The sequence below is a fragment of the Pseudomonas sp. TE3-3-F2023 genome (assembly GCF_036784815.1).
Taxonomy (GTDB): Bacteria; Pseudomonadota; Gammaproteobacteria; order Pseudomonadales; family Pseudomonadaceae; genus Aquipseudomonas; species Aquipseudomonas pudica.
This window is the reverse complement of record NZ_CP145113.1, coordinates 2,047,234-2,068,185: the sequence shown is the minus strand read 5'-3', so window position 1 is coordinate 2,068,185 and position 20,952 is coordinate 2,047,234. Positions and strand designations below refer to the sequence as shown.

General features: G+C 64.3%; 20 protein-coding genes. 9 read left to right on the top strand and 11 right to left on the bottom strand.

Features of this window, described 5'->3' with window-relative positions:
- On the top strand, window positions 1-375 hold the full coding sequence (locus V3314_RS09400) for a hypothetical protein (protein WP_003257701.1): 375 nt from the start codon (window positions 1-3) through the stop codon (window positions 373-375).
- A gap of 122 nt (window positions 376-497) precedes the next feature.
- Here V3314_RS09400 and V3314_RS09395 read toward each other — a convergent pair whose 3' ends face one another.
- Window positions 498-707, bottom strand: coding sequence for a cold-shock protein (locus V3314_RS09395; protein WP_003252255.1), 210 nt, complete (start codon window positions 705-707; stop codon window positions 498-500).
- A 231-nt stretch (window positions 708-938) separates the two neighbouring features.
- Between V3314_RS09395 and plsB the strand changes: the two genes are divergently transcribed.
- From plsB to V3314_RS09380, 3 genes are all read left to right on the top strand, one after another.
- A complete protein-coding gene (plsB, locus tag V3314_RS09390; RefSeq protein WP_046616129.1) occupies window positions 939-3,425 on the top strand; it encodes a glycerol-3-phosphate 1-O-acyltransferase PlsB in 2,487 nt (828 codons plus the stop codon).
- 76 nt (window positions 3,426-3,501) lie between these two features.
- On the top strand, window positions 3,502-3,900 hold the full coding sequence (locus V3314_RS09385; RefSeq protein WP_046616128.1) for a YbaY family lipoprotein: 399 nt from the start codon (window positions 3,502-3,504) through the stop codon (window positions 3,898-3,900).
- A gap of 33 nt (window positions 3,901-3,933) precedes the next feature.
- Window positions 3,934-4,623 carry a DUF4197 domain-containing protein gene (locus tag V3314_RS09380; RefSeq protein ID WP_046616127.1) on the top strand — a complete coding sequence of 230 codons (690 nt, stop codon included), beginning with the start codon at window positions 3,934-3,936 and terminating at the stop codon, window positions 4,621-4,623.
- A 127-nt stretch (window positions 4,624-4,750) separates the two neighbouring features.
- Here the strand turns inward: V3314_RS09380 and V3314_RS09375 are convergent, their stop codons facing one another.
- Complete coding sequence (locus V3314_RS09375) at window positions 4,751-7,816, bottom strand: efflux RND transporter permease subunit (protein ID WP_338460166.1); 3,066 nt, start codon at window positions 7,814-7,816, stop codon at window positions 4,751-4,753.
- A gap of 6 nt (window positions 7,817-7,822) precedes the next feature.
- The gene (locus V3314_RS09370; RefSeq protein ID WP_322493257.1) at window positions 7,823-8,923 is read right to left on the bottom strand and encodes an efflux RND transporter periplasmic adaptor subunit; all 1,101 of its coding nucleotides are present in this window, start codon (window positions 8,921-8,923) and stop codon (window positions 7,823-7,825) included.
- A gap of 175 nt (window positions 8,924-9,098) precedes the next feature.
- Between V3314_RS09370 and V3314_RS09365 the strand changes: the two genes are divergently transcribed.
- Complete coding sequence (locus tag V3314_RS09365) at window positions 9,099-9,740, top strand: TetR/AcrR family transcriptional regulator (protein WP_338460165.1); 642 nt, start codon at window positions 9,099-9,101, stop codon at window positions 9,738-9,740.
- A gap of 152 nt (window positions 9,741-9,892) precedes the next feature.
- Here the strand turns inward: V3314_RS09365 and V3314_RS09360 are convergent, their stop codons facing one another.
- Window positions 9,893-10,669, bottom strand: coding sequence for a class I SAM-dependent methyltransferase (locus tag V3314_RS09360; protein WP_046616122.1), 777 nt, complete (start codon window positions 10,667-10,669; stop codon window positions 9,893-9,895).
- A 103-nt stretch (window positions 10,670-10,772) separates the two neighbouring features.
- On the opposite strand from V3314_RS09360, the gene V3314_RS09355 reads away from it, so the two are divergent.
- Window positions 10,773-11,393: an energy transducer TonB gene (locus V3314_RS09355; RefSeq protein ID WP_338460164.1), complete on the top strand. Its 621-nt coding sequence runs from the start codon at window positions 10,773-10,775 to the stop codon at window positions 11,391-11,393.
- A 12-nt stretch (window positions 11,394-11,405) separates the two neighbouring features.
- On the opposite strand, the gene V3314_RS09350 is transcribed toward V3314_RS09355, so the two are convergent.
- The 7 genes from V3314_RS09350 to ppc all read right to left on the bottom strand — a co-directional run bounded on the left by V3314_RS09350 (window position 11,406) and on the right by ppc (window position 18,700).
- A complete protein-coding gene (locus V3314_RS09350; protein ID WP_338460163.1) occupies window positions 11,406-12,095 on the bottom strand; it encodes an extensin family protein in 690 nt (229 codons plus the stop codon).
- Entirely contained in the window at window positions 12,092-12,925 is an 834-nt protein-coding gene (locus V3314_RS09345; RefSeq protein ID WP_338460162.1) for an isocitrate lyase/phosphoenolpyruvate mutase family protein, read from the bottom strand. The genes V3314_RS09350 and V3314_RS09345 overlap by 4 nt, the downstream gene beginning before the upstream one ends.
- A gap of 28 nt (window positions 12,926-12,953) precedes the next feature.
- On the bottom strand, window positions 12,954-13,823 hold the full coding sequence (locus V3314_RS09340) for a DUF72 domain-containing protein (protein WP_046616118.1): 870 nt from the start codon (window positions 13,821-13,823) through the stop codon (window positions 12,954-12,956).
- Between the two features lie 3 nt (window positions 13,824-13,826).
- Window positions 13,827-14,117, bottom strand: a complete 291-nt coding sequence (locus V3314_RS09335) for a hypothetical protein (protein ID WP_046616117.1) — start codon at window positions 14,115-14,117, stop codon at window positions 13,827-13,829.
- Between the two features lie 131 nt (window positions 14,118-14,248).
- Window positions 14,249-14,923 carry a tRNA (adenosine(37)-N6)-threonylcarbamoyltransferase complex dimerization subunit type 1 TsaB gene (gene tsaB / locus V3314_RS09330; RefSeq protein WP_196187916.1) on the bottom strand — a complete coding sequence of 225 codons (675 nt, stop codon included), beginning with the start codon at window positions 14,921-14,923 and terminating at the stop codon, window positions 14,249-14,251.
- 241 nt (window positions 14,924-15,164) lie between these two features.
- Window positions 15,165-15,815, bottom strand: coding sequence for an adenylate kinase (gene adk, locus V3314_RS09325; protein ID WP_046616115.1), 651 nt, complete (start codon window positions 15,813-15,815; stop codon window positions 15,165-15,167).
- Between the two features lie 257 nt (window positions 15,816-16,072).
- The gene (ppc, locus tag V3314_RS09320; RefSeq protein ID WP_046616114.1) at window positions 16,073-18,700 is read right to left on the bottom strand and encodes a phosphoenolpyruvate carboxylase; all 2,628 of its coding nucleotides are present in this window, start codon (window positions 18,698-18,700) and stop codon (window positions 16,073-16,075) included.
- Between the two features lie 199 nt (window positions 18,701-18,899).
- Here ppc and V3314_RS09315 point away from each other — a divergent pair, with 199 nt between their 5' ends.
- The 3 genes from V3314_RS09315 to V3314_RS09305 all read left to right on the top strand — a co-directional run bounded on the left by V3314_RS09315 (window position 18,900) and on the right by V3314_RS09305 (window position 20,775).
- Complete coding sequence (locus V3314_RS09315) at window positions 18,900-19,244, top strand: pilin assembly protein (RefSeq protein ID WP_046616113.1); 345 nt, start codon at window positions 18,900-18,902, stop codon at window positions 19,242-19,244.
- 275 nt (window positions 19,245-19,519) lie between these two features.
- Window positions 19,520-19,933: a DUF4398 domain-containing protein gene (locus V3314_RS09310; RefSeq protein WP_085601948.1), complete on the top strand. Its 414-nt coding sequence runs from the start codon at window positions 19,520-19,522 to the stop codon at window positions 19,931-19,933.
- Window positions 19,934-19,983: 50 nt separating this feature from the next.
- Entirely contained in the window at window positions 19,984-20,775 is a 792-nt protein-coding gene (locus V3314_RS09305; RefSeq protein ID WP_015269164.1) for an OmpA family protein, read from the top strand.
- Window positions 20,776-20,952: the final 177 nt, after the last annotated feature.

Here is a 20,952-nt window from a genome sequence, read left to right as displayed (position 1 = left end):
ATGCGCCAACCTGATATCGAGATCTACCTGAAGGACGCCGACGTCGACCACAAACAGATTGCCGAGTGGCTCGCCCAGGCAATCGGCCCATGCAGCGAATGGAAGCAGAAAGGCCATACCTTCAAATGCCAGGCCGGTAACATTCCGGTCACCTGGCTACCCAAGGCTGTAGGGAAATGGAACAGCCTGTACCTGGAAAGCGACCAGACGCCGTGGGCCGATGATGTCGCCTGCGCCCGCGCCGCATTTGCCGCACTGGGCGTGGAAGTGCGCTGCGCGCCAGGTGGCTGGGTGGAGGAAGATGGGGAAGAAGATGCCGACCGTTGGGTCCGCATCAGCGCCGACGGTGAAGAGGAAATCACCTGGCGTACATGAATGCACTGCATTCGTTGCGGGAGCCCGGCTTGCCGGCGATGCAGGCAACACGGTGCCTGGCATCGGCTTCGCCGGTGATCGCCGGCAAGCCAGCTCCCACAACAAGCCTTACAGCATGAGGCTCAGAGGCCCACTACGTCCTCGGCTTGCAGGCCTTTCTGGCCCTGCACGCAGGCGTATTCCACCCGCTGACCTTCGACCAGGGTACGATGCCCCTCACCGCGGATCGCCCGATAGTGGACGAATACATCCGCACCACCTTCGCGCTGAATGAAGCCATAACCCTTGGCATCGTTGAACCACTTTACATTCCCAGTCTCACGAGACGACATCTGAACTACTCCGGATTTTTATTGTGAAGATCGCCTTGCAGACACAGAGTCCCTCCCTGTGTCGACGCCGCTTGCGCAAATATCTTGCAAGTGGCAGGCCGAGTATATGACACAGAACAAAAAAATTTGATGACCGTCGCGCCGTTCGGCGATTTTTGCTGAACTTGCGCGGATACGGCAGACTAATTGGCTGGATACCCACCTGAAAATCACTCCCAGGGCACACACCCCATGACCCGTTCCCCCCTGCGCCGCCTGATCTTCGGCGCCCTGCGTCGCCTGTTGTACCTGTGGGTGCGCTCCGAGACCATCAACCAGTCCTCCCTCACCCTCAAGCTCGACCGCAGCCGCCCGGTGTTCTATGCCCTGCCCTCGCCCGCGCTCACCGACCTGGCCGTGCTCGACCACGAATGCACCAAGGCAGGTCTGCCGCGCCCGGTGCTACCGGTGGCGGTCGGCCCGCTGCAGGAGCCGGCGGCATTCTTCTACCTGACCCCGGACCCGGACTGGCTCGGCCGCCACGACAAGCGCGGTGCCCCGCCTACCCTGGAGCGCCTGGTCGCCGCCGTCAGCCAGCATGCCGAAGAGGATGCGCAGATCATTCCGGTCAGTGTGTTCTGGGGCCAGACCCCGGCAAGTGAATCCAGCCCGTGGAAATTGCTGTTCGCCGACAGCTGGGCGGTTACCGGGCGCCTGCGCCGGCTGCTGACCGTGCTGATCCTCGGGCGCAAGACCCGGGTGCAGTTCTCCGCGCCCATCCACCTGCGCGAACTGGTACAGCACAACAAGGGCCACGAACGCACCGTACGTATGGCCCAGCGCCTGATGCGCGTGCACTTTCGCAACCTGAAGACCGCCGTCATCGGCCCGGACATCTCGCACCGTCGCAACCTGGTCAAAGGCCTGATCCACGCGCCCCAGGTGCGCCAGGCCATCGTCGATGAGGCGCAGCGCGAAAACCTGCCGCTGGCCAAGGCCGAAGCCCAGGCCCTGCGCTATGGCAACGAGATTGCCTCGGACTACACCTACACCGCGATCCGCTTCCTCGAAGTGGTGCTGAGCTGGTTCTGGAACAAGATCTACGACGGCATCAAGGTCAACCATATCGAGCAGGTGCAAGGCATCGCACCCGGCCACGAAGTAATCTATGTGCCGTGCCACCGCAGCCATATCGACTACCTGCTGCTGTCGTACCTGCTGTTCCGCAACGGCCTGACACCACCGCACGTGGCCGCGGGCATCAACCTCAACATGCCACTGGTGGGTAACCTGTTGCGTCGTGGCGGTGCCTTCTTCATGCGCCGCACGTTCAAGGGCAACCCGCTGTACACCGCGGTGTTCAACGAGTACCTGCATACCCTGTACACCAAGGGCTTCCCGGTGGAGTACTTCGTCGAAGGCGGCCGCTCGCGCACCGGGCGCATGCTGCAGCCGCGCACCGGGATGCTGGCCATTACCCTGCGCAGCTTCCTGCGTTCGTCGCGCACGCCGATCGTGTTCGTGCCGGTGTACATCGGCTACGAGCGCGTGCTCGAAGGCCGCACCTATCTGGGCGAACTGCGCGGTGCCAGCAAGAAGAAAGAGTCGATCTTCGATATCTTCAAGGTATTCGGCGCGCTAAAGCAGCGTTTTGGCCAGGTATACGTGAACTTCGGCGAGCCGATCCGCCTGGCCGGCTTCCTCGACCAGCAACAGCCCGGCTGGCGTGAACAGGATCACGGCCCGCAGTACCGCCCGGCCTGGCTCAATGCAACCACCGCCCGCCTGGGCGAAACCGTGGCCCGTCACCTCAACGAGGCGGCCGCGATCAACCCGGTCAACCTGGTGGCCCTGGCTCTGCTGTCCACCAGCCGCCTGGCCCTGGACGAGCGCGCCTTGACCCGCGTGCTCGACCTGTACCTGACCTTGCTGCGCCAGGTGCCCTACTCGCCGCACACCACCCTGCCGGATGGCGACGGCCAGGCGCTGATCGAACACGTGCGCGGGATGAACCTGGTGGCCGAGCAGAAGGACGCCTTGGGTCGCATCCTGTACCTGGATGAAGGCAACGCGGTACTGATGACCTATTACCGTAACAACGTGCTGCACATCTTCGCCCTGCCGGCGCTGCTGGCGAGCTTCTTCCTCAGCAGCTCGCGCATGAGCCGCGAACTGCTGGGCCAGTATGTGCACGCGCTGTACCCTTACCTGCAGGCCGAACTGTTCCTGCGCTGGTCGCCGGAGCAACTGGATGAGGTGATTGACCAGTGGCTGGCCGCGCTGGTCGAGCAAGGGCTGCTGCGCCAGGACAACGACACCTACATTCGCCCGGCACCCAGTTCGCGGCAGTTCGTGTTGCTGACCCTGCTCGCCCGCACCATCACCCAGACCCTGCAGCGTTTCTACATGGCCACCTCGCTGCTGCTGAACAGCGGGCAGAACAGCCTCAGCGCCGAAGAACTGGAAGACCTGTGCGTGATGATGGCCCAGCGCCTGTCGATCCTGCACGGCCTGAACGCCCCGGAGTTCTTCGACAAGACCCTGTTCCGCCACTTCATCCAGACCCTGGTCGAGCAAGGTGTGCTGCATGCAGATGCCCAGGGCAAGCTGGGTTATCACGCCAAGCTCGGCGAGCTGGCCGAAGGCGTGGCCAAGCGCGTGCTGTCAGCGGAGCTGCGCCTGTCGATCCGCCAGGTGGCATTGCACCGTGAAGACGGGCTGGAAACTTCCACCATCTGAGGCTTTATCAGCCGGGAAAATCCGCTAGAGTCCCTGGGGTTGGCCACAAGCCAACGCCAAGGACTTCGGAGATACCATGAAAAAGCTCTTTATGCTGTGTTGCGCATCCTTGCTCGCAGCCTGTTCCAGCCACACGCCGTCCAACCAGGCCAGCCTGGATGGCGAAGTCTTCTACCTGCAGCGCAGCGCCCTGCCACCTGCCGCCACCCTCAGCGTGGAGCTGCAGGACGTCTCGCTGATGGACGCCCCGGCGGTTACCCTGGCCCGCCAGGCCGGCCCGGTCAAAGGCAATGTACCGCTGCCATTCCACCTCACCTACGACCCGGCCCAGGTCAAGCCCGGCCACCGCTATGCGGTAAGCGCGCGCATCGAGCTGGACGGCAAGCTGCTGTTCATCAACACCGAACACCACGGCGTCATGCTTGACGGCAGTGACCCACAGCCCGTGCGGATCAAGGTCGACCCAGTCCGCTGATACCCGTATTCATCTGTTTACAAGGAAAGCTTCATGATCCGCACTTCCCTGCGTTTCACCACCCTGTGTGCCGGCCTGCTGCTGTCGGCCAGTGCCCTGGCCCTGTCGCTGGGCGACCTGACCCAAAAGGACGCCACCGGCGGCCTGAAGGATGCCCTGACCCAAGGCGCACAACTGGCCGTCAAGCAGCTGAGCACCCCGGGTGGGTTCAGCAACAACCCTGACGTGCGTATCGAACTGCCAGGCAACCTGGGCAAGGCCGCCAAGGCGATGAAGATGTTCGGCAAGGGTGAACAGGTCGAAGCCCTGGAAACCAGCATGAACAAGGCCGCCGAGGCTGCCGTGCCGCAGGCCCAGGCGATTCTGGTGGATGCCGTGAAGAACATGAGTGTGACCGATGCCAAAGGCATCCTCGCCGGCGGTGACGACTCGGCTACCCAGTACCTGAACAAGAGCAGCCGCGAGCAGATCCGCGCAAAGTTCCTGCCAATCGTCAAGCAGGCTACCGACAAGGTTGGCCTGGCTCAGCAGTACAACAACTTTGCCGGGCAGGCCGTGGCGTTGGGTGTGGTCGATGCCAAGAGCGCCAGCATCGAGAACTACGTGACTGAAAAGGCACTGGATGGCCTGTTCGAGATGATTGCCAAGCAGGAGCAGAGCATTCGCCAGAACCCGGCTGAAGCGGCAACCAGCCTGGCCAAGAAGGTCTTCGGCGCCCTCTGAGGGCCCTGGGGGCTGCTTTGCAGCCCATCGCGACACAAGGCCGCTCCTACATTGATCGGCGAATGCAGGACCTTTGTAGGAGCGGCCTTGTGTCGCGATAGGAGGGCAAAGCCCTCCCCTGCGGTCTTCAGCCCTTCTTCACCCTGAACCACGCCGCATACAACGCCGGCAGGAACAGCAGGGTCAGCACGGTGGCCACGATCAACCCGCCCATGATCGCCACCGCCATCGGCCCGTAGAACACACTGCGCGACAACGGAATCATCGCCAGCACCGCTGCCAGTGCGGTCAGCACGATCGGGCGGAAGCGCCGCACCGTGGCTTCGATGATAGCCTGCCAGCGCTCCAGCCCCGCCGCGATGTCCTGCTCGATCTGGTCCACCAGAATCACCGAGTTGCGCATGATCATCCCCGCCAGGGCAATGGTGCCAAGCATGGCGACAAAGCCGAACGGCTGGCGGAATACCAGCAAGAACAAGGTCACGCCAATCAGCCCCAGCGGCGCAGTGAGGAACACCATCACCGTGCGCGAGAAGCTGCGCAGCTGGATCATCAGCAAGCTCAGCACCACCACCACGAACAGCGGCATGCCGGCATTCACCGACTTCTGCCCACGCTCGGAGTCCTCGACCGTGCCGCCCACTTCCAGCAAATAACCATCCGGCAGCTTGGCACGAATGTCACGCAGGGTCGGTTCTATCTGTTTCACCAGCGTCGCCGGCTGCTCCTTGTCGTAGATATCGGCGCGCACGGTCACCGTCGGCAAACGGTTACGGTGCCAGATGATGCCTTCTTCGAAACCGTACTCCAGGGTCGCAACCTGCGACAGCGCCACGCTCTGGCCATTGTCAGTCGGCAGCGCCAGGCTGCCGAGGTTGCCCAGCTCGCTGCGTTCCTGCCGGGTGCCGCGCAGCAGGATCTCGATCAGCTCGTTGTCCTCGCGGTACTGGCTGACCGTGGTGCCGGTCAGCGAGCTTTGCAGGAAGCTCGACAGGTGAGCGGTGCTCACGCCCAGGGCGCGGGCGCGGTCCTGATCGATCTCGAGGAACACCGCCTTGCTCGGCTCTTCCCAGTCCAGGTGCACGTTCACCACATGCGGGTTCTGGCGCACCTTGTCGGCCACTTCGCGGGCCAGCGCACGCGCCTTCTCGATGTGCTCGCCAGTCACCCGGAACTGCACCGGATACCCCACGGGCGGGCCGTTTTCCAGGCGGGTGACCCGGGCACGCAGGTCGGGGAACTGCTGGTCCACGGTGCTGATCAGCCAGCTGCGCAGGCGCTCGCGGTCTTCCATCGACTTGGCCAGTACCACGAACTGGGCGAAGCTGGCCGCCGGCAGCTGCTGGTCCAGCGGCAGGTAGAAACGCGGGGAACCGGTGCCCACGTAGGCCACGTAGTTGTCGATACCCTCCTGCTGCTTGAGCAACACCTCAAGTTGCTTGACCCGCTCGGCGGTGTTGGCCAGCGAGGCACCCTCGGCCAGTTTCAGGTCGACCATCAGTTCCGGGCGCCCGGAGGCCGGGAAAAACTGCTGGGGCACGAAGCGGAACAACAGGATACTGCCGACAAAGGCGGCAACGGTCAGCAGGATCACCGTCTTGCGCCGCCGCACGCACCATTCGACCACCCGCCGTACACGCTGGTAGAACGGTGTGGCGTAAGGGTCTGGCGCGTGGCCATCCTTGCCATGGCGCGCGCCATGCAGCTTGGCCAGGTCCGGCAGCAGGCGCTCACCCAGGTAAGGCACGAATACCACGGCAGCCACCCAGGAGGTCAGCAAGGCAATGGTCACTACCTGGAAGATCGAACGGGTGTATTCGCCCGTACTGGAGGCTGCTGTGGCAATGGGCAGGAACCCCGCCGCCGTGATCAGGGTGCCGGTGAGCATCGGGAAGGCGGTGCTGCTCCAGGCGTAGCTGGCCGCCTTGAGGCGGTCGTAGCCCTGCTCCATCTTGATCGCCATCATTTCCACGGCAATGATCGCGTCATCGACCAACAAGCCCAGGGCCAGCACCAGCGCGCCAAGGGAGATCTTGTGCAGGCCGATGCCGAAGTAGTGCATGGCGGCGAAGGTCATGGCCAGCACCAGCGGGATGGCCAGCGCCACCACCAGCCCCGTGCGCAGGCCCAGCGAGAAGAAGCTCACCAGCAGCACGATGACCAGCGCCTCGACCAGCACCTGGACAAACTCGCCCACACCAGCCTTGACCGCTGCCGGCTGGTCCGAGACCTTGCGCAGCTCCATGCCGGCTGGCAGGCTGCGCGCCAGGCGCTCGAACTCGCTTTCCAATGCCTTGCCCAGCACCAGGATGTCGCCGCCATCCTTCATCGAAACCGCCAGGCCAATGGCATCCTCGCCCATGAAGCGCATGCGCGGTGCGGGCGGGTCGTTGAAGCCGCGGTGCACCTCGGCCACATCGCCGATACGGAAGGTGCGGTCACCCACGCGGATGGGGAACTGGCGAATCTGCTCGACGCTGTCGAAGCGCCCGCTCACCCGCAGTTGCAGGCGCTCGCTGGGCATTTCGAAGAAGCCAGCGGTGCTGACCGCATTCTGCTCCTGCAGGGCCTGCTGCACGGCCTCCAGCTGCACGCCGAGGGTGGCCAGCTTGAGGTTGGACAGCTCGATCCAGATTTTCTCGTCCTGCAGGCCGATCAGCTCGACCTTGCCCACATCCTTGACCCGCTGCAACTGGATCTGGATACGGTCGGCATAGTCCTTGAGCACCGCGTAGTCGAAGCCCTCCCCCGTCAGCGCATAGATATTGCCGAAGGTGGTGCCGAACTCGTCATTGAAAAACGGGCCCTGGATCTCCGGCGGCAAGGTGTGGCGGATGTCGGCGACCTTCTTGCGGATCTGGTACCACAGCTCGGGAATGTCCTTGGAATGCAGCGAGTCGCGGGCCATGAAGGTGACCTGCGATTCGCCCGGGCGGGAGAACGAGACGATTCGCTCGTACTCGCCGGTTTCCATCAGCTTCTTTTCGATGCGCTCGGTGACCTGGCGGGACACTTCCTCAGCGGTGGCACCGGGCCACAGGGTACGGATGACCATGGCCTTGAAGGTGAACGGCGGGTCCTCGCTCTGGCCGAGCTTGGTGTAGGACATGGCGCCAATGGCCGCCAGCAGGATCATCAGGAACAGGACGATCTGGCGGTTGCGCAGCGCCCAGGCAGAAAGGTTGAAACCCATCGGGACTTACTCCTTGGCCGTCAGGTTCACTACGCGATTGGTACGGTCCACGGGGCGTATCTCCTGGCCCTCGCGCAATACATGGCCACCTGCGGCGACAACCCAGTCGTCGGGGGCGAGGCCTTCAAGCACGGGTACGCTGTCGGCGCCGTAGGGCCCCAGGCGCACTACGGCCCGCTCCAGGCGGCTTTCCTTGTTGACCCGCCAGACGTAGGCCTGGCCGTTTTCCGCAGTGACTGCCGACAGCGGCACCGCCAGCGGGATCTGCCCTTCGTGGGCGATGAACACCCGGGCGCTCTGGCCCAGCTCTGCCGGCGTGGCAGCCGTGGTAAAGGCGATGCGGGCAGCGAAGGTGCGCGAACGCGGGTCGGCGGCCGGTGACAACTCGCGGATGCGCCCCTGGAAGCGCTCTTGCGGGTGCGACCACAACTCGACGCTCACCGGCTGGCCCACGGCGAAGCGGGCGAACTGCTGCTCCGGCAGGCCGATAGCCACTTCCCGTTCGCCATCGGCGGCCAGGGTGAACACAGTCTGCCCCGCGGCGACCACCTGGCCCACTTCCACCTGGCGCTTGGCGATCACTCCGGCCTGGGGTGCGCGCAGCACAGCATATTCAGCCTGGTTGCCAGCCACGTCGAACTCGGCCTTGGCCTGTTTCAGCCGGGCCAGGCCGGCGCGGTAGAGGTTTTCGGCGTTATCGAACTGGGAATGGCTGACCATCTGCCGGTCCAGCAGCTTCTGGTAGCGATCGCGCTCGGCGCGCACCAGCGACAGGTTGGCCTCGGCGGCGGCCAGCTGGGCACGGTTGGCTTCCATTTGCAGGCGCACATCCTGCGGGTCCAGCTCGGCCAGCGGCTGGTCGGCCTTGACCCGCTGCCCTTCCTCGACCAGGCGTTTGCTGACCTTGCCGCCAATGCGGAAAGCCAGTTCCGGCTCGAAGCGCGCCCGTACTTCGCCGGGGTAACTGTCGGCAGCGGCTTCGGCCGGCTGCGGCTGCACTACCAACGCCGGGCGCGGCGCAGCAGGTGGGGCGGCTTCCTGGCCGCACGCCGCCAGCAACAGCACGGCAGCGGCGGACAGAGCGATGGACAAGGCATGGCGCAACATGATGAATCCTTTCCCAGAGAGCACATCGAATATTTATACTGACAAGTATATTAAATGAGGCAGTGGGTGCCGGGAAGGGTATGTACCGTTTTTTGCAGAGCAGTGGTTGAGCGTTGTGGGAGCGGTTTCACCCGAATGGCGTCTGAGCCGGTAAGATGAGCGAATCTTCAACCAGATGCAGACCACGATGTCCAACGACGCCCCCATCGGCCCGGGCCGGCCCAAGGATCTGGCCAAGCGCGAGGCGATTCTCGAAGCAGCCAAGGCCCTGTTCCTCAGCCTTGGCTACGCCAACACCAGCATGGATGCGGTCGCTGCGGCGGCAGGTGTTTCAAAGCTCACCGTATACAGCCACTTCACCGACAAGCAGACGCTGTTCTGCTCGGCGGTCATGGCAACCTGCCAGATCCAGTTGCCCGACCTGCTGTTCGAGTACCCCGAAGGGGCACCGGTGGAAGAGGTGCTGCTGACCATTGCCCGTGGCTTCCAGGCGCTGATCAGCAGCGATGAAGCGGTCAAGCTCAGCCGCCTGATCATGGCCCAGGGCAGCCTCGACCCGAGCTTTGGCGAGTACTTCTACGAAGCCGGGCCCAAGCGCGTGCTGGCGGGGATGGAGGCATTGCTGCGCAGGGCGCATGAGCGCGGGCTGTTGCGCATCGACAACCCGCTGCGTGCGGCGGAGCACTTCTTCTGCCTGGTCAAGGGCGCACCGGATTACCGGTTGCTGCTGGGATGCGCGGGGCCGCTGGAGGGGGATGAGGCCGAGGCGCATGTGCGCGAGGTGGTTGGGGTGTTCCTGCGGGCGTTCCGCCCCTGAAGCCTATGCGGGCCTTTGTAGGAGCGGCCTTGTGTCGCGAAAGGGCTGCAAAGCAGCCCCAGGGTTTCAGCGCAGATGCATAAATTGCCGGGGCCGCTTTGCGGCCCTTTCGCGACACAAGGCCGCTCCTACAGGATACCGAAGCTCTCAGCTCAGGCCTTGAGGGCCTTCTTCGGGTAAATGTCATACCGGCTCGACTTGCCCTCCAGGCTATGGCTCGGCTTCGGCCCGTCGATGATCGGCGCCTTGCGCGGCCGCTTCACCACCACCCGGTGGCTGGCCAGCGCCAGGGCGGCTTCGAGCAGGGCCGGGGCATCCAGGTCATCCCCCACCAAGGGCCGGAACACACGCATTTCCTTCTTCACCAGCGCACTCTTGTCCCGGTGCGGGAACATCGGATCGAGGTAGATCACCTGGGGTGCCTCGCCCTCCCAGGCGCGCATGCGCTCGATGGCGTTGCCGGCAAGCAGGCGCATGCGCCCGACGATCGGCCCCACCTCTTCATCCGACCGCGCCCGTGCCAGGCCATCCTCCAGCAACGCGGCAATCAGCGGCTGGCGTTCGATCAGGGTCATCTGGCAGCCCAGGCTGGCCAGCACGAACGCGTCCTTGCCCAGCCCGGCAGTGGCATCCAGCACCTGCGGACGCACGCCTTGGGCAATGCCCACCGCCTTGGCGATCATCTGCCCGTTGCCACCACCGAACAGGCGCCGGTGCGCGGCCTGGCCTTCGACAAAGTCCACCCGCACCGGCCCCGGGGCCTGCGGGCCCAATTGCTGGATCTGCAAGCCATCGACACCAACCTGCACGGCAAACCCGGCAGCATCGTCCTGCAGCGGCAACCCCAGGCGCTGCGCCCACGCAGCGGCTTGCGCCTCGAATTCAGCCGACAGCGCCTCGACCCGGATACCTGTGCCCTGCTCTTCCATCATTCACACCTAGAAATTGAACCCAGCCGTTAATGTATCGGCTACTTCGGCCGATACAGGCAATATCCCGCTATTCTGCCAGAGCACAACGCGCGCGACTGCCATGTCAGATACTCTTCCCATCGGCTTGACCTACCTGTCGCCTGTCGGCAACTACAGTCAGCACAACACCCAGGCACTGGGGGGCGTCAGCCACCTTTGGCAGGATTTCTTTGCCCGGGCCATGGCCGAGCAGCAGGAAGAGCCCGTAGACAGCGTCAGCCAGTCGTTCGTGCAATACGACCAGAGCAGCGGCGAGCCGATCGGCGGCGCCCGTGCACTGGCCCTGATCGACGCCCAGCGTGCCTGCCCGGTACACGACACCGAGGTGGCACCGCCCGAGCCACTGTTTCTGCCCAAGGCAGAGCTCGAAGCCAATCTGCTGCCGCCTGCCCCCGAGCCGTTCAGCGCAGCCGAGCTGATCGAGCAGCAGCGTCAGCTCGATATCAGCAACAGCTGGCTACGCCCGGTGGTGATGAACCAAGGTCACCCCATTGCCGAACCCGGCCCCGGCCCTATCCCGCGTTCGCTGTTCCTGCCGATCGCCGAGTTCGAGACCAATCTGCTGGACCCGGCCCCAGAGCCGTTCGATGACGCCACCCTGGCCAAGCAGCAGACCGATCTGGAGTTCGACATCCACTGGGCACGCCCGGTGGTGCTGAACAACGTGCGCGCCCACGCCTGAACGTGCCCACGCTCAGCGACAGATCTGCCAGCGGCCCATGTCCACATGAAAGTGGTTGTGGTGTGCAGCGTTGTAGTCCGGCCCCAGTACCGTGCTGAAGCTGTCACAGGCCGCCTGCCGCACCTGACGAAGGAATTCCGCTTTCTGCCCACCCGCCTGCCAGTCCCGCGCAAGGACAATGCGCTGGCCGTCTCGCAGGCGAAAGCCACTGATGTCCAAGGCATCGGCCGTGGCGTGCTGGCTCAGCCTGCCCTGCTTGCGGTGGTAGACATTGCGGCAGGCAAAACTGCCCAGATGGTCGACCTGTGCCACCGGCTGCCCAAACACCCGTTGCGCCGCAGGCTGCAGACCATGTTTTTCGAACAGTGCGTACGCCACCGCCAACGGACAACTGGCCAGAAAGCTGCCGCCGAGCCGCGCCTGACCACCTTCGATACGCCATACGTTCCGCAATGGGCAGTTGGCAGCAGCCGAGCTGTCGGCTTGTGCCCGGTAGCGCAGCTGGCTGGTTTGAAGCGCCAGGCGACAGAGTGCCGGGTCATCGCGAAGGCGGGACAGTTTGTAGGGAGTCAACAGGTTGGGTGGCTGACGCACATCCAGCGGCGCCCAAGGGCTCCATGCGGCGGGCAGACGCCAACCCAGGTGCCAGGCCAGCCCCGCAAACAACGACAGGCAGACCAGCAACGCCAGCACCGCCCTCATCGGCGGTGGAACAGCTCGTTGAGTTGGGCGAACGGCAGCGCCTGCTCACCGTAGCCGAAGGTGCCCTCATCGCGAATCTCCAGCGCAGCCCGGTGGAAGGCCCCCAACGCGGCACGGGCAAGCGATGAGCCGACGCTGATGCGACGTACACCCAGGTCCTGCAACTGGTTGACGCTCAGCGGCACGCCCGCCATGCCCATCAGCACATTCACCGGCCGTGGCGCGACGGCCTGCACCACCGCGCGGATTTCCTCGACAGTACGCAGCCCGGGAGCGTAGAGCACATCGGCACCGGCCTCGGCATAGGCCTGCAGACGCAGGATGGTGTCGTCCAGGTCCATGCGCCCGTGCAGCAGGTTCTCTGCCCGGGCGCAAAGGGTGAACGGGAACGGCAGGCTGCGTGCCGCCTGAACTGCTGCGCGCACACGCTCTACTGCCAGCCCGAAATCATAGATCGGCGTATCGCTGCGACCACTGGCATCCTCCATAGAGCCACCCACCAAGCCAACTTCGGCAGCCCGCAGAATGGTCTGGCCGCAATCCTCGGGCAGGTCGCCAAAGCCGTTCTCCAGGTCAGCGGCCACCGGCAACGGGGTGGCGTCGACGATCTCGCCAGCATTATCGAGGGTATCGTCCAGGCTCAAGGCGCCTTCGGCGTCCGGACGGCCCAGGCTGAAAGCCAGGCCGGCACTGGTGGTGGCCAGCGCCTCGAAGCCCAGGCTGGCCAGCAACTTGGCCGAGCCGGCATCCCACGGGTTGGGGATGACGAAGGCGCTGTCACGCTCGTGCAAGGCCTTGAAGGCTTCGGCTCGCAGGGTTTGCACATCCATGGTTCAACCTCCGGCAGTCAGGGAAAGGTCAGAGTAGCCCCAGTTGTTCGACCTCGGGGGTGCGCGGCAATTCCGGCAACGCGGCAAGGCCCGGCAGGCGCTGCATCAGGCGTTGGTGAAAGCGCTGGGCCAGTGCCGCGGCCAGGCGGTTGTCCGAGGTGTGCAGGAAGATGTAGGGGTTGCGGCCTTCCTCGATCCAGGCGGCGATCTTGTCCACCCAAGGGGCAAGAAAAGCCTCATTGGCCTCCAGTTGCGGGTGGCCGATGAAGCGCACCTGGGGGTGCTGGCTGAAGGCTGCCGGGCGTGGCGGTACCTTGGGCTTCTTCGCCTGCGCATGCAGCACGGCGGGGTCACGAGAGGTGCAGCTGAACAAGGCGCGCGGGTCGAGGCAGATACGTTCCACGCCTCGCTCATGCAGCAGGCGGTTGAGCAACCGTTCTTCTTCACCCTTGGCGAAGAAGGCCTGGTTGCGCACCTCCACGGCCACCGGCACTCCGACTTCGTCAAGGAAGTGGCAGAGTTCGCCCAGCCGTGCGGGGCTGAACTGGGCCGGCAACTGCAGCCAGTACGGCGCTACGCGCTGACCAAGCGGGGCCATCAGGCGGGTGAAGTCAAAGGCCGGTTCCAGCTGATCGCGCAGGTCGCCTTCATGGCTGATGTCCCGGGGGAACTTGGCAGTGAAGCGAAAGTGTTCGGGCATGATCTGCGCCCAGCGCACAATGGTGCCGGGTGCAGGACGTGCATAGAAAGTGGTATTGCCCTCGACGGCGTTGAACACCTGGCTGTAATAGCCGAGCATTTCATTGCTGTTGGCATCGGCGGGATACAGGTAGTCGCGCCAGGCGTTTTCACTCCATGACGGACAACCGAGAAAATAAGGCAGTGGTGATGGACTCATCCACTAAATGTACAGGTCAAGCCCCAGTACTTCCATGTCCCAGTCGGTAAAACCGGCGGTGCTCAGGTAGCTGGCCAATGCGGTAGCCGTGCGCCGGTCACGTGCGCGGGGGAAAATCATGTCCTGCTGGCGGGCTGGCAGGCCACCGCTGCGACGGCGGGCGGCGGCTTCCTGAGGGGCGGTATCGACCTCCTCGATCACCTCGGCATCATCGATGGCCTCGTCACGCACCGCTGCTTTTCGCGGAGTGCGCTTGATCGGGTAGGACTGCGGTGAGAAACCGTCGATACGCATGGCATGAGCACTCAGAACCAATGATGGCAATTTAGCAGCATCAGGATTCCATCGCTAATGCTCGAGTGATAACTGGACCAGAGATCGCGCAAAAGGTTTTAGTGTCATCGGCGATAACCGACGAACAACACTCAGCGTTTCTTGGGTGTCGCTACATTATCGCGCAAGTAGACCGGTTGCGCCTGTTCGGCAGCGATCGCCTCGCCGCGCGCCCAGGCAAAGCTGGCCAGGCTGAGGATGTCCAGCGCGTTGGGCAAGGCACTGGCATTGGTGGCGGCCACTTGCACTGCCAGGCGCTCGGCATAACCCCAACCGGTACCGGCGCCGAACCACTCGCCAGCGCTGCCCGCCGGCAGCGCCACCTGCTCGGGCGGCAGCACAGCCTCCTGGCCGACCAGGCGCATTTCACCTTCGGTGGCCTGGTAGCAGCCCCAATACACTTCATCCATGCGCGCATCAATGGCGGCCGCCACTTGCTGCACACCCTGTTCGCGCAGCGCGCCCTGGGCCAGTGCGGCCAGGTTGGACACCGGCAAAACCGGGCGCTCCAGGGCAAAGGCCAAGCCCTGGACCACACCGATGGCAATACGCACGCCAGTGAACGCGCCCGGGCCACGGCCAAAGGCGATGGCATCCAGCGCATTCAGCGCCACACCGGACTCGGCCAGCAGCTGCTTGATCATCGGCAGCAGCTTCTGAGCATGCATGCGCGGGATCACCTCGTAATGGCTGGTTACCTTGCCGCCATGCAGTAGTGCGACGGAACAGGCTTCGGTAGCGGTATCCAGGGCCAGCAGGGTGGTCATCGAACGGGTATCCAGGTACTAGGGGAAAAAGAGCGGCAGTATAGAACAGCAGCGGCGTTGTGTCCGCAAGGGGCCGCTGTGCGGCCCATCGCCGGCAAGCCAGCTCCCACAGGTACTGCACAGCCTTCAGAATCGGCGCGGTCCTGTGGGAGCCGGCTTGCCGGCGATGGGCTGCTTAAGCAGCCCCACAAACGATAACGGCCCGCAAGCGGGCCGTTGTCGAGGTGCGTCGGGCTCTGGATCAGCTCAGGGCTGCCAGGACCTTGGCGGTGATGGCTTCGACCGAGCCGACGCCTTCGATGTGGCTGTACTTCGGCTTGCCGCCATTGGCGGCCGACAGCTTCTGGTAGAAGTCCACCAGCGGCTTGGTCTGGCTGTGGTACACCGACAGGCGATGGCGAACTGTTTCTTCCTTGTCGTCATCGCGCTGGATCAGGTCTTCACCAGTCTCGTCGTCCTTGCCTTCCACTTTCGGCGGGTTGTACTGAATGTGGTAGGTGCGGCCCGAGGCCAGGTGCACGCGGCGGCCAGCCATGCGGCCGACGATTTCCTCGTCGTCCACGGCAATTTCCACGACGGCGTCGATGTCGACACCGGCAGCGACCATGGCTTCTGCTTGCGGAATGGTACGTGGGAAGCCGTCGAACAGGCAGCCCTTGGCGCAATCAGGCTGGGCGATGCGCTCCTTTACCAGGCTGATGATCAACTCGTCGGAGACCAGCTGGCCGGCATCCATGACTTTCTTCAGTTCCAGGCCCAGCGGGGTACCGGCCTTGACGGCGGCACGCAGCATGTCACCGGTGGAAATCTGGGGAATACCGAACTTTTCGGTGATGAACTTTGCCTGAGTACCTTTACCGGCCCCGGGAGCTCCCAGCAGAATTACGCGCATCTCGTGCTCCTCAAATTTTTTTATGAAATTCAATGGATTCGGCGACCAGGGCCAAGTCCGGAAAATCGGGTATGACCATAAATCGGTCAGAAGGCTGCTCAAGATACACAGCGCTCGGCAGCCAGACAAGCGTCCCAAAGTTGCAGGAATGCGCCACCTACGGCTGGCCTGGCAGGCGGTTGCGCCCGGCGCAACCACCCTCTTCGCCCGCTTGCATGCCCTGCGCAGCACCTGCCCAGGACGCCCCGGGCCTGCACTCAGCCGGTGTTGCGCAGGCCGGCTGCAATACCCGCCACAGTCACCAGCAAGGCCTGCTCCAACGGGCTGTCCAGAGCGGCTTCGCGGCTGCGCGAGCGGGCCAGCAACTCGGCCTGCAGGCGGTGCAACGGGTCCAGGTAGGTGTTGCGCAGGCTGATGAATTCCAGCGTCTCGGGGCTGTGCGCCAGTAGCACCGGCTGCCCGGTAAGGCCAAGTACCACCTTGCACGACTGCGACAATAGGTCGCGCAGGTGCGCACCCAATGGCAGCAGGTGCGGTTGCACTAGACGTTCGTCGTAGGCCTCGGCGATCTGTGCATCGGCCTTGGCCAGCACCATCTCGAGCATGTCAATGCGGGTGCGGAAGAACGGCCATTGCTCGCGCATCTGCGCCAGCAGTTCACCCTGGCCACGGGCCAGGGCATTGTTCAATGCCGTTTCCCAGCCAAGCCAGGCTGGCAGCATCAGGCGGGTCTGGGTCCAGCCGAAGATCCACGGGATGGCCCGCAGGCTTTCGATGCCACCGGCTCGGCGCTTGGCCGGGCGGCTGCCCAGCGGCAGGCGCCCCAGCTCCTGCTCCGGGGTGGACTGGCGGAAGTACTCGACAAAATCGGGGTTCTCCCGCACCACGCTGCGGTAGGCCTTGACCCCATCGGCGGCCAGCTGGTCCATCACCTCGCGCCAGGCCGGCTGCGGTGGTGGCGGTGGTAACAGGGTAGCTTCGAGCACGGCGGCCAGGTACAGGTTCAGGTTCTGCTCGGCGATGCCCGGCAAGCCGAACTTGAAACGGATCATCTCGCCCTGCTCGGTTGTACGGAACCGCCCCGCCACCGAACCCGGTGGCTGCGACAGGATTGCAGCGTGGGCCGGGCCGCCGCCGCGGCCTACCGTGCCGCCACGGCCGTGGAACAGCAGCAGCTCGACCTGGTGCTCGGCGCAGATACGCACCAGGTCTTCCTGGGCCCGGTACTGCGCCCAGGCCGCTGCCGTGGTACCAGCGTCCTTGGCCGAGTCGGAGTAACCGATCATCACCTCCTGCGGACCGCGCAGGTTGGCGCGGTAGCCTGGCAGGCCGAGCAGGCGCTGCATCACCGGGCCGGCATTGTCGAGATCGGCCAGGGTCTCGAATAGCGGCACCACCCGCATGGGCCGAGTCAGGCCGGCCTCCTTCAGCAGCAGCTGCACCGCCAGCACATCCGAGGCAGCACCGGCCATGGAGATGACGTAAGAGCCCAGCGAGGCGGCCGGCGCGGCGGCAATTTCCCGGCAGGTGGCCAGTACCTCGGCGGTATCGGCCTGCGGCTTGAAGTGCGCGGGCAGCAGTGGCCGGCGGTTTTTCAGCTCGGCCTGGAGAAACTCGATGCGCTGCTCTTCATCCCAGTCGGCATAACGCCCCAAGCCCAGGTAGTCGGTAATCTCACTCAACGCATCACGGTGGCGGGCGGCGTCCTGGCGCACATCCAGGCGGCCCAGGAACAGGCCGAAGGTCACGGCGCGGCGCAGGCAATCGAGCAACGGGCCTTCGGCGATCACACCCATGCCGCAGGCGTGCAGTGACTGGTAGCACAGCTCCAGCGGCGCGATCAGGTCGCGGTTGTCCACCAGCACCTCGGCGCTGGCCGGCTGGCTGCTGGTCAATGCCGAATGCGCCCAGGCGCGCGTTGCCCGCAGGCGATCGCGCAGTTGCTTGAGCAGGGAACGGTAGGGTTCTGCACTGTCACCGACCCGCTCGCGCAGGGCATCGTCGGCCTGCTGCATGGACAATTCGGAGGCCAGCGCATCGATGTCGCGCAGGAACAGGTCGGCAGCCATCCAGCGCGCCAGCAGCAGAACTTCGCGGGTGACAGCTGCGGTCACGTTGGGGTTGCCATCACGGTCACCGCCCATCCACGAGGCGAAGCGGATCGGCGCCGCCTCCAGCGGCAGGCGCAGGCCGGTAGCTTCCAGCAAGGCCTTGTCGACCTTGCGCAAGTGGCTGGGGATGGCGTGCCACAGCGAATGCTCGATCACCGCAAAGCCCCACTTGGCTTCGTCCACCGGCGTCGGTCGGGTGCGGCGGATTTCTTCGGTGTGCCAGGCCTCGGCGATCAACCGGCGCAGGCGCTCGCGCACCTGCTCGCGTTCGGCCGGAGTCAGATCGCGGTGGTCCTGGGTAGCCAGTTGGCCGGCGATGGCGTCGTACTTCTGGATCAGGGTGCGGCGGGCCACCTCGGTGGGGTGAGCGGTGAGCACCAGCTGGATGTCGAGCTTGGCCAATTGCCGTGCCAGGGCATCATTGCTGTGCCCGGCCTGCTTCAGGCGCGCCAGCAGCTCGGGCAGCACACGGGCCTCGAACGGCTCGGGCTGGTCGGCGTCTCGGCGGCGGATCAGCTGATACTGCTCGGCCATGTTGGCCAGGTTGAGGAACTGGTTGAAGGCCCTGGCCACGGGTAGCAAGTCTTCATCGGCCAAGTCCGCCAGGGTCGAGCTCAGTTGCTCGCCAGCGCTGCGGCGGTCGGCCTTGGCACTGTGGCGGATGTCCTCGATCTTCTGCAGGAACGCCTCGCCATGCTGCTGGCGAATGGTATCGCCGAGCAGCTCACCCAACACATGGACATCTTCACGCAAACGCACATCGATATCGGTCATTGGCCCTCTCTCCGGCGCGGCTCTGGCGCATTGCATCCCTTTTCAGCCTTTACCCGCTCCCACAAGGGTGCGCGGTATTCGCACCAAGAGTGCCCACAGCCCGGCGCCGATGGCAAGCCGTGATCGGCCAAAGCAAACTAAAGTGAAAGCACGACACTCCCATGCAATGCAGCCCTTTCAGGCGTCAACAGAGGTCATCATGAAAATCCGTGAACTCGCCAGGCACTGGGAACAGAATGCCGCCGGTACCCTCAGCCCCACGGGCCATGTCCTGCACCTGGACCTTGAGTCCGAAGCGCGCCTGGCCGCGCTGATCGACATGTACCCCAAGCGCACCGCCGAGGAACTTCTCGGTGAGCTGGTCGCGGCAGCCCTCGAGGAACTGGAAGCCAGCTTCCCCTATGTGCAAGGCCGCCAGGTCATCGCCACCGACGAGGAAGGCGACCCGCTGTACGAGGACATCGGCCCTACTCCGCGCTTTCTGTCGCTTTCGCGACAGCATCTGCACGCCCTGAGCAACCCAGCAGCCGACAGCCAGAAGTAACCCGCCGCCCCCGCTCCGGGCCTGGCAAAGGCCCGGAATACCGCTACGCCCCGCGAAAGTTCCGGGCGAATCGCACTGACCGATTAGTCAGAAATAGTTATCCGCTCAGGATGATTTTTTCTGAACTATCCGAAAAACGCGTCAGTCACAGCCAATAGCCATCACGCTAAAACCCTGCACACCTGCCGTTGTGCACCGTTGAGCTGAAGCGCGTGCACGTGTCAGGGAACGAGCGATGGACTGCTACGGACAACGTCGTAAACAGGAGTGATCCAATGGAACTGACCACCAAGAACACCCGCATCTACAAACCCTCATCCACTCATGTGCGCGGGTTGAAGCTGGCAGCGCTGGCCCTGGGCAGCAGCCTCGTTCTGGCCGGCTGTGCGGGCAACCCGCCCACCGAGCAGTATGCAGTCACCCAGTCCGCCGTGAACTCCGCCGTCAGCGCTGGCGGCACCGAGTTCGCCGCCGTGGAAATGAAAGCGGCGCAGGACAAGTTCAAGCAGGCCGAGATCGCCATGCATGACAAGAAGTACGACGACGCTAGGCGCCTGGCCGAACAGGCCGAATGGGACGCCCGCCTCGCCGAACGCAAGGCCCAGGCGGCCAAGGCCCAGAAGGCCGTGCAGGATGCCCGCCAGGGCGTTCAGGACGTACGTGAGGAAGGCCTGCGCAGCGCTCAGTGAGCCCTGCCGCGCCCCCCTCGGCCTTCGCACACGATCAAAGGATGAACACTATGCGCAACTACGTCATGATTCCCGCCCTGCTGGCCCTGAGCGTCGGTCTTGCTGCCTGCTCGCACGACCCTAACGCCAACCTCGAATCGGCCCGCACCAACTTCTCTTCGCTGCAGAGCGACCCGCAATCGAGCAAGGTTGCCGCGCTGGAGACCAAGGACGCCCAGGACTGGCTGAACAAGGCCGACAAGGCCTACATGGACCGTGAAGACGAGAAGAAGGTCGACCAGTTGGCCTACCTGACCAACCAGCGCGTCGAGGTGGCCAAGCAGACCATTGCCCTGCGCACCGCCGAAAGCGAACTGAAGAACGCCTCGGCCCAGCGCGCCCAGGCCAAGCTGGACGCCCGCGACGCACAGATCGCCAAGCTGCAGGACAGCCTCAACGCCAAGCAGACCGATCGCGGCACGCTGGTCACCTTCGGTGACGTGCTGTTCGACTTCAACAAGGCCGAACTCAAGAGCAACGCCTACCCGAACGTCACCAAGCTGGCGCAGTTCCTTCAGGAAAACCCGGAACGCAAGGTGATTGTCGAGGGTTACACCGACAGCGTAGGCTCTGCCAACTACAACCAGGGCCTGTCGGAGCGCCGCGCCAACAGCGTGCGCATGGCACTGGTACGTGCTGGCGTCGACCCGGCGCGCATCGTCGCCCAGGGCTATGGCAAGGAGTACCCGGTAGCGGACAACTCGAGCAATTCGGGGCGTGCGCAGAACCGTCGGGTGGAGGTGACCATCTCCAACGACAACCAGCCGGTGGCGCCGCGCTCTGTGAGCCAGGTACAGCAGTAAGGCTTGCTAGCTGAACTGACAAGCCCCGCGCTCGACGCGGGGCTTTCTTTTGCCTGTTCCGGCCTCTTCGCGGGCACGCCCGCTCCCACAGGGATCGCGCAAAGCTCGAAACTGGCGCCGTACCTGTGGGAGCGGGCGTGCCCGCGAAGAGGCCAGTTCAGGCAGCAGATATCTTGA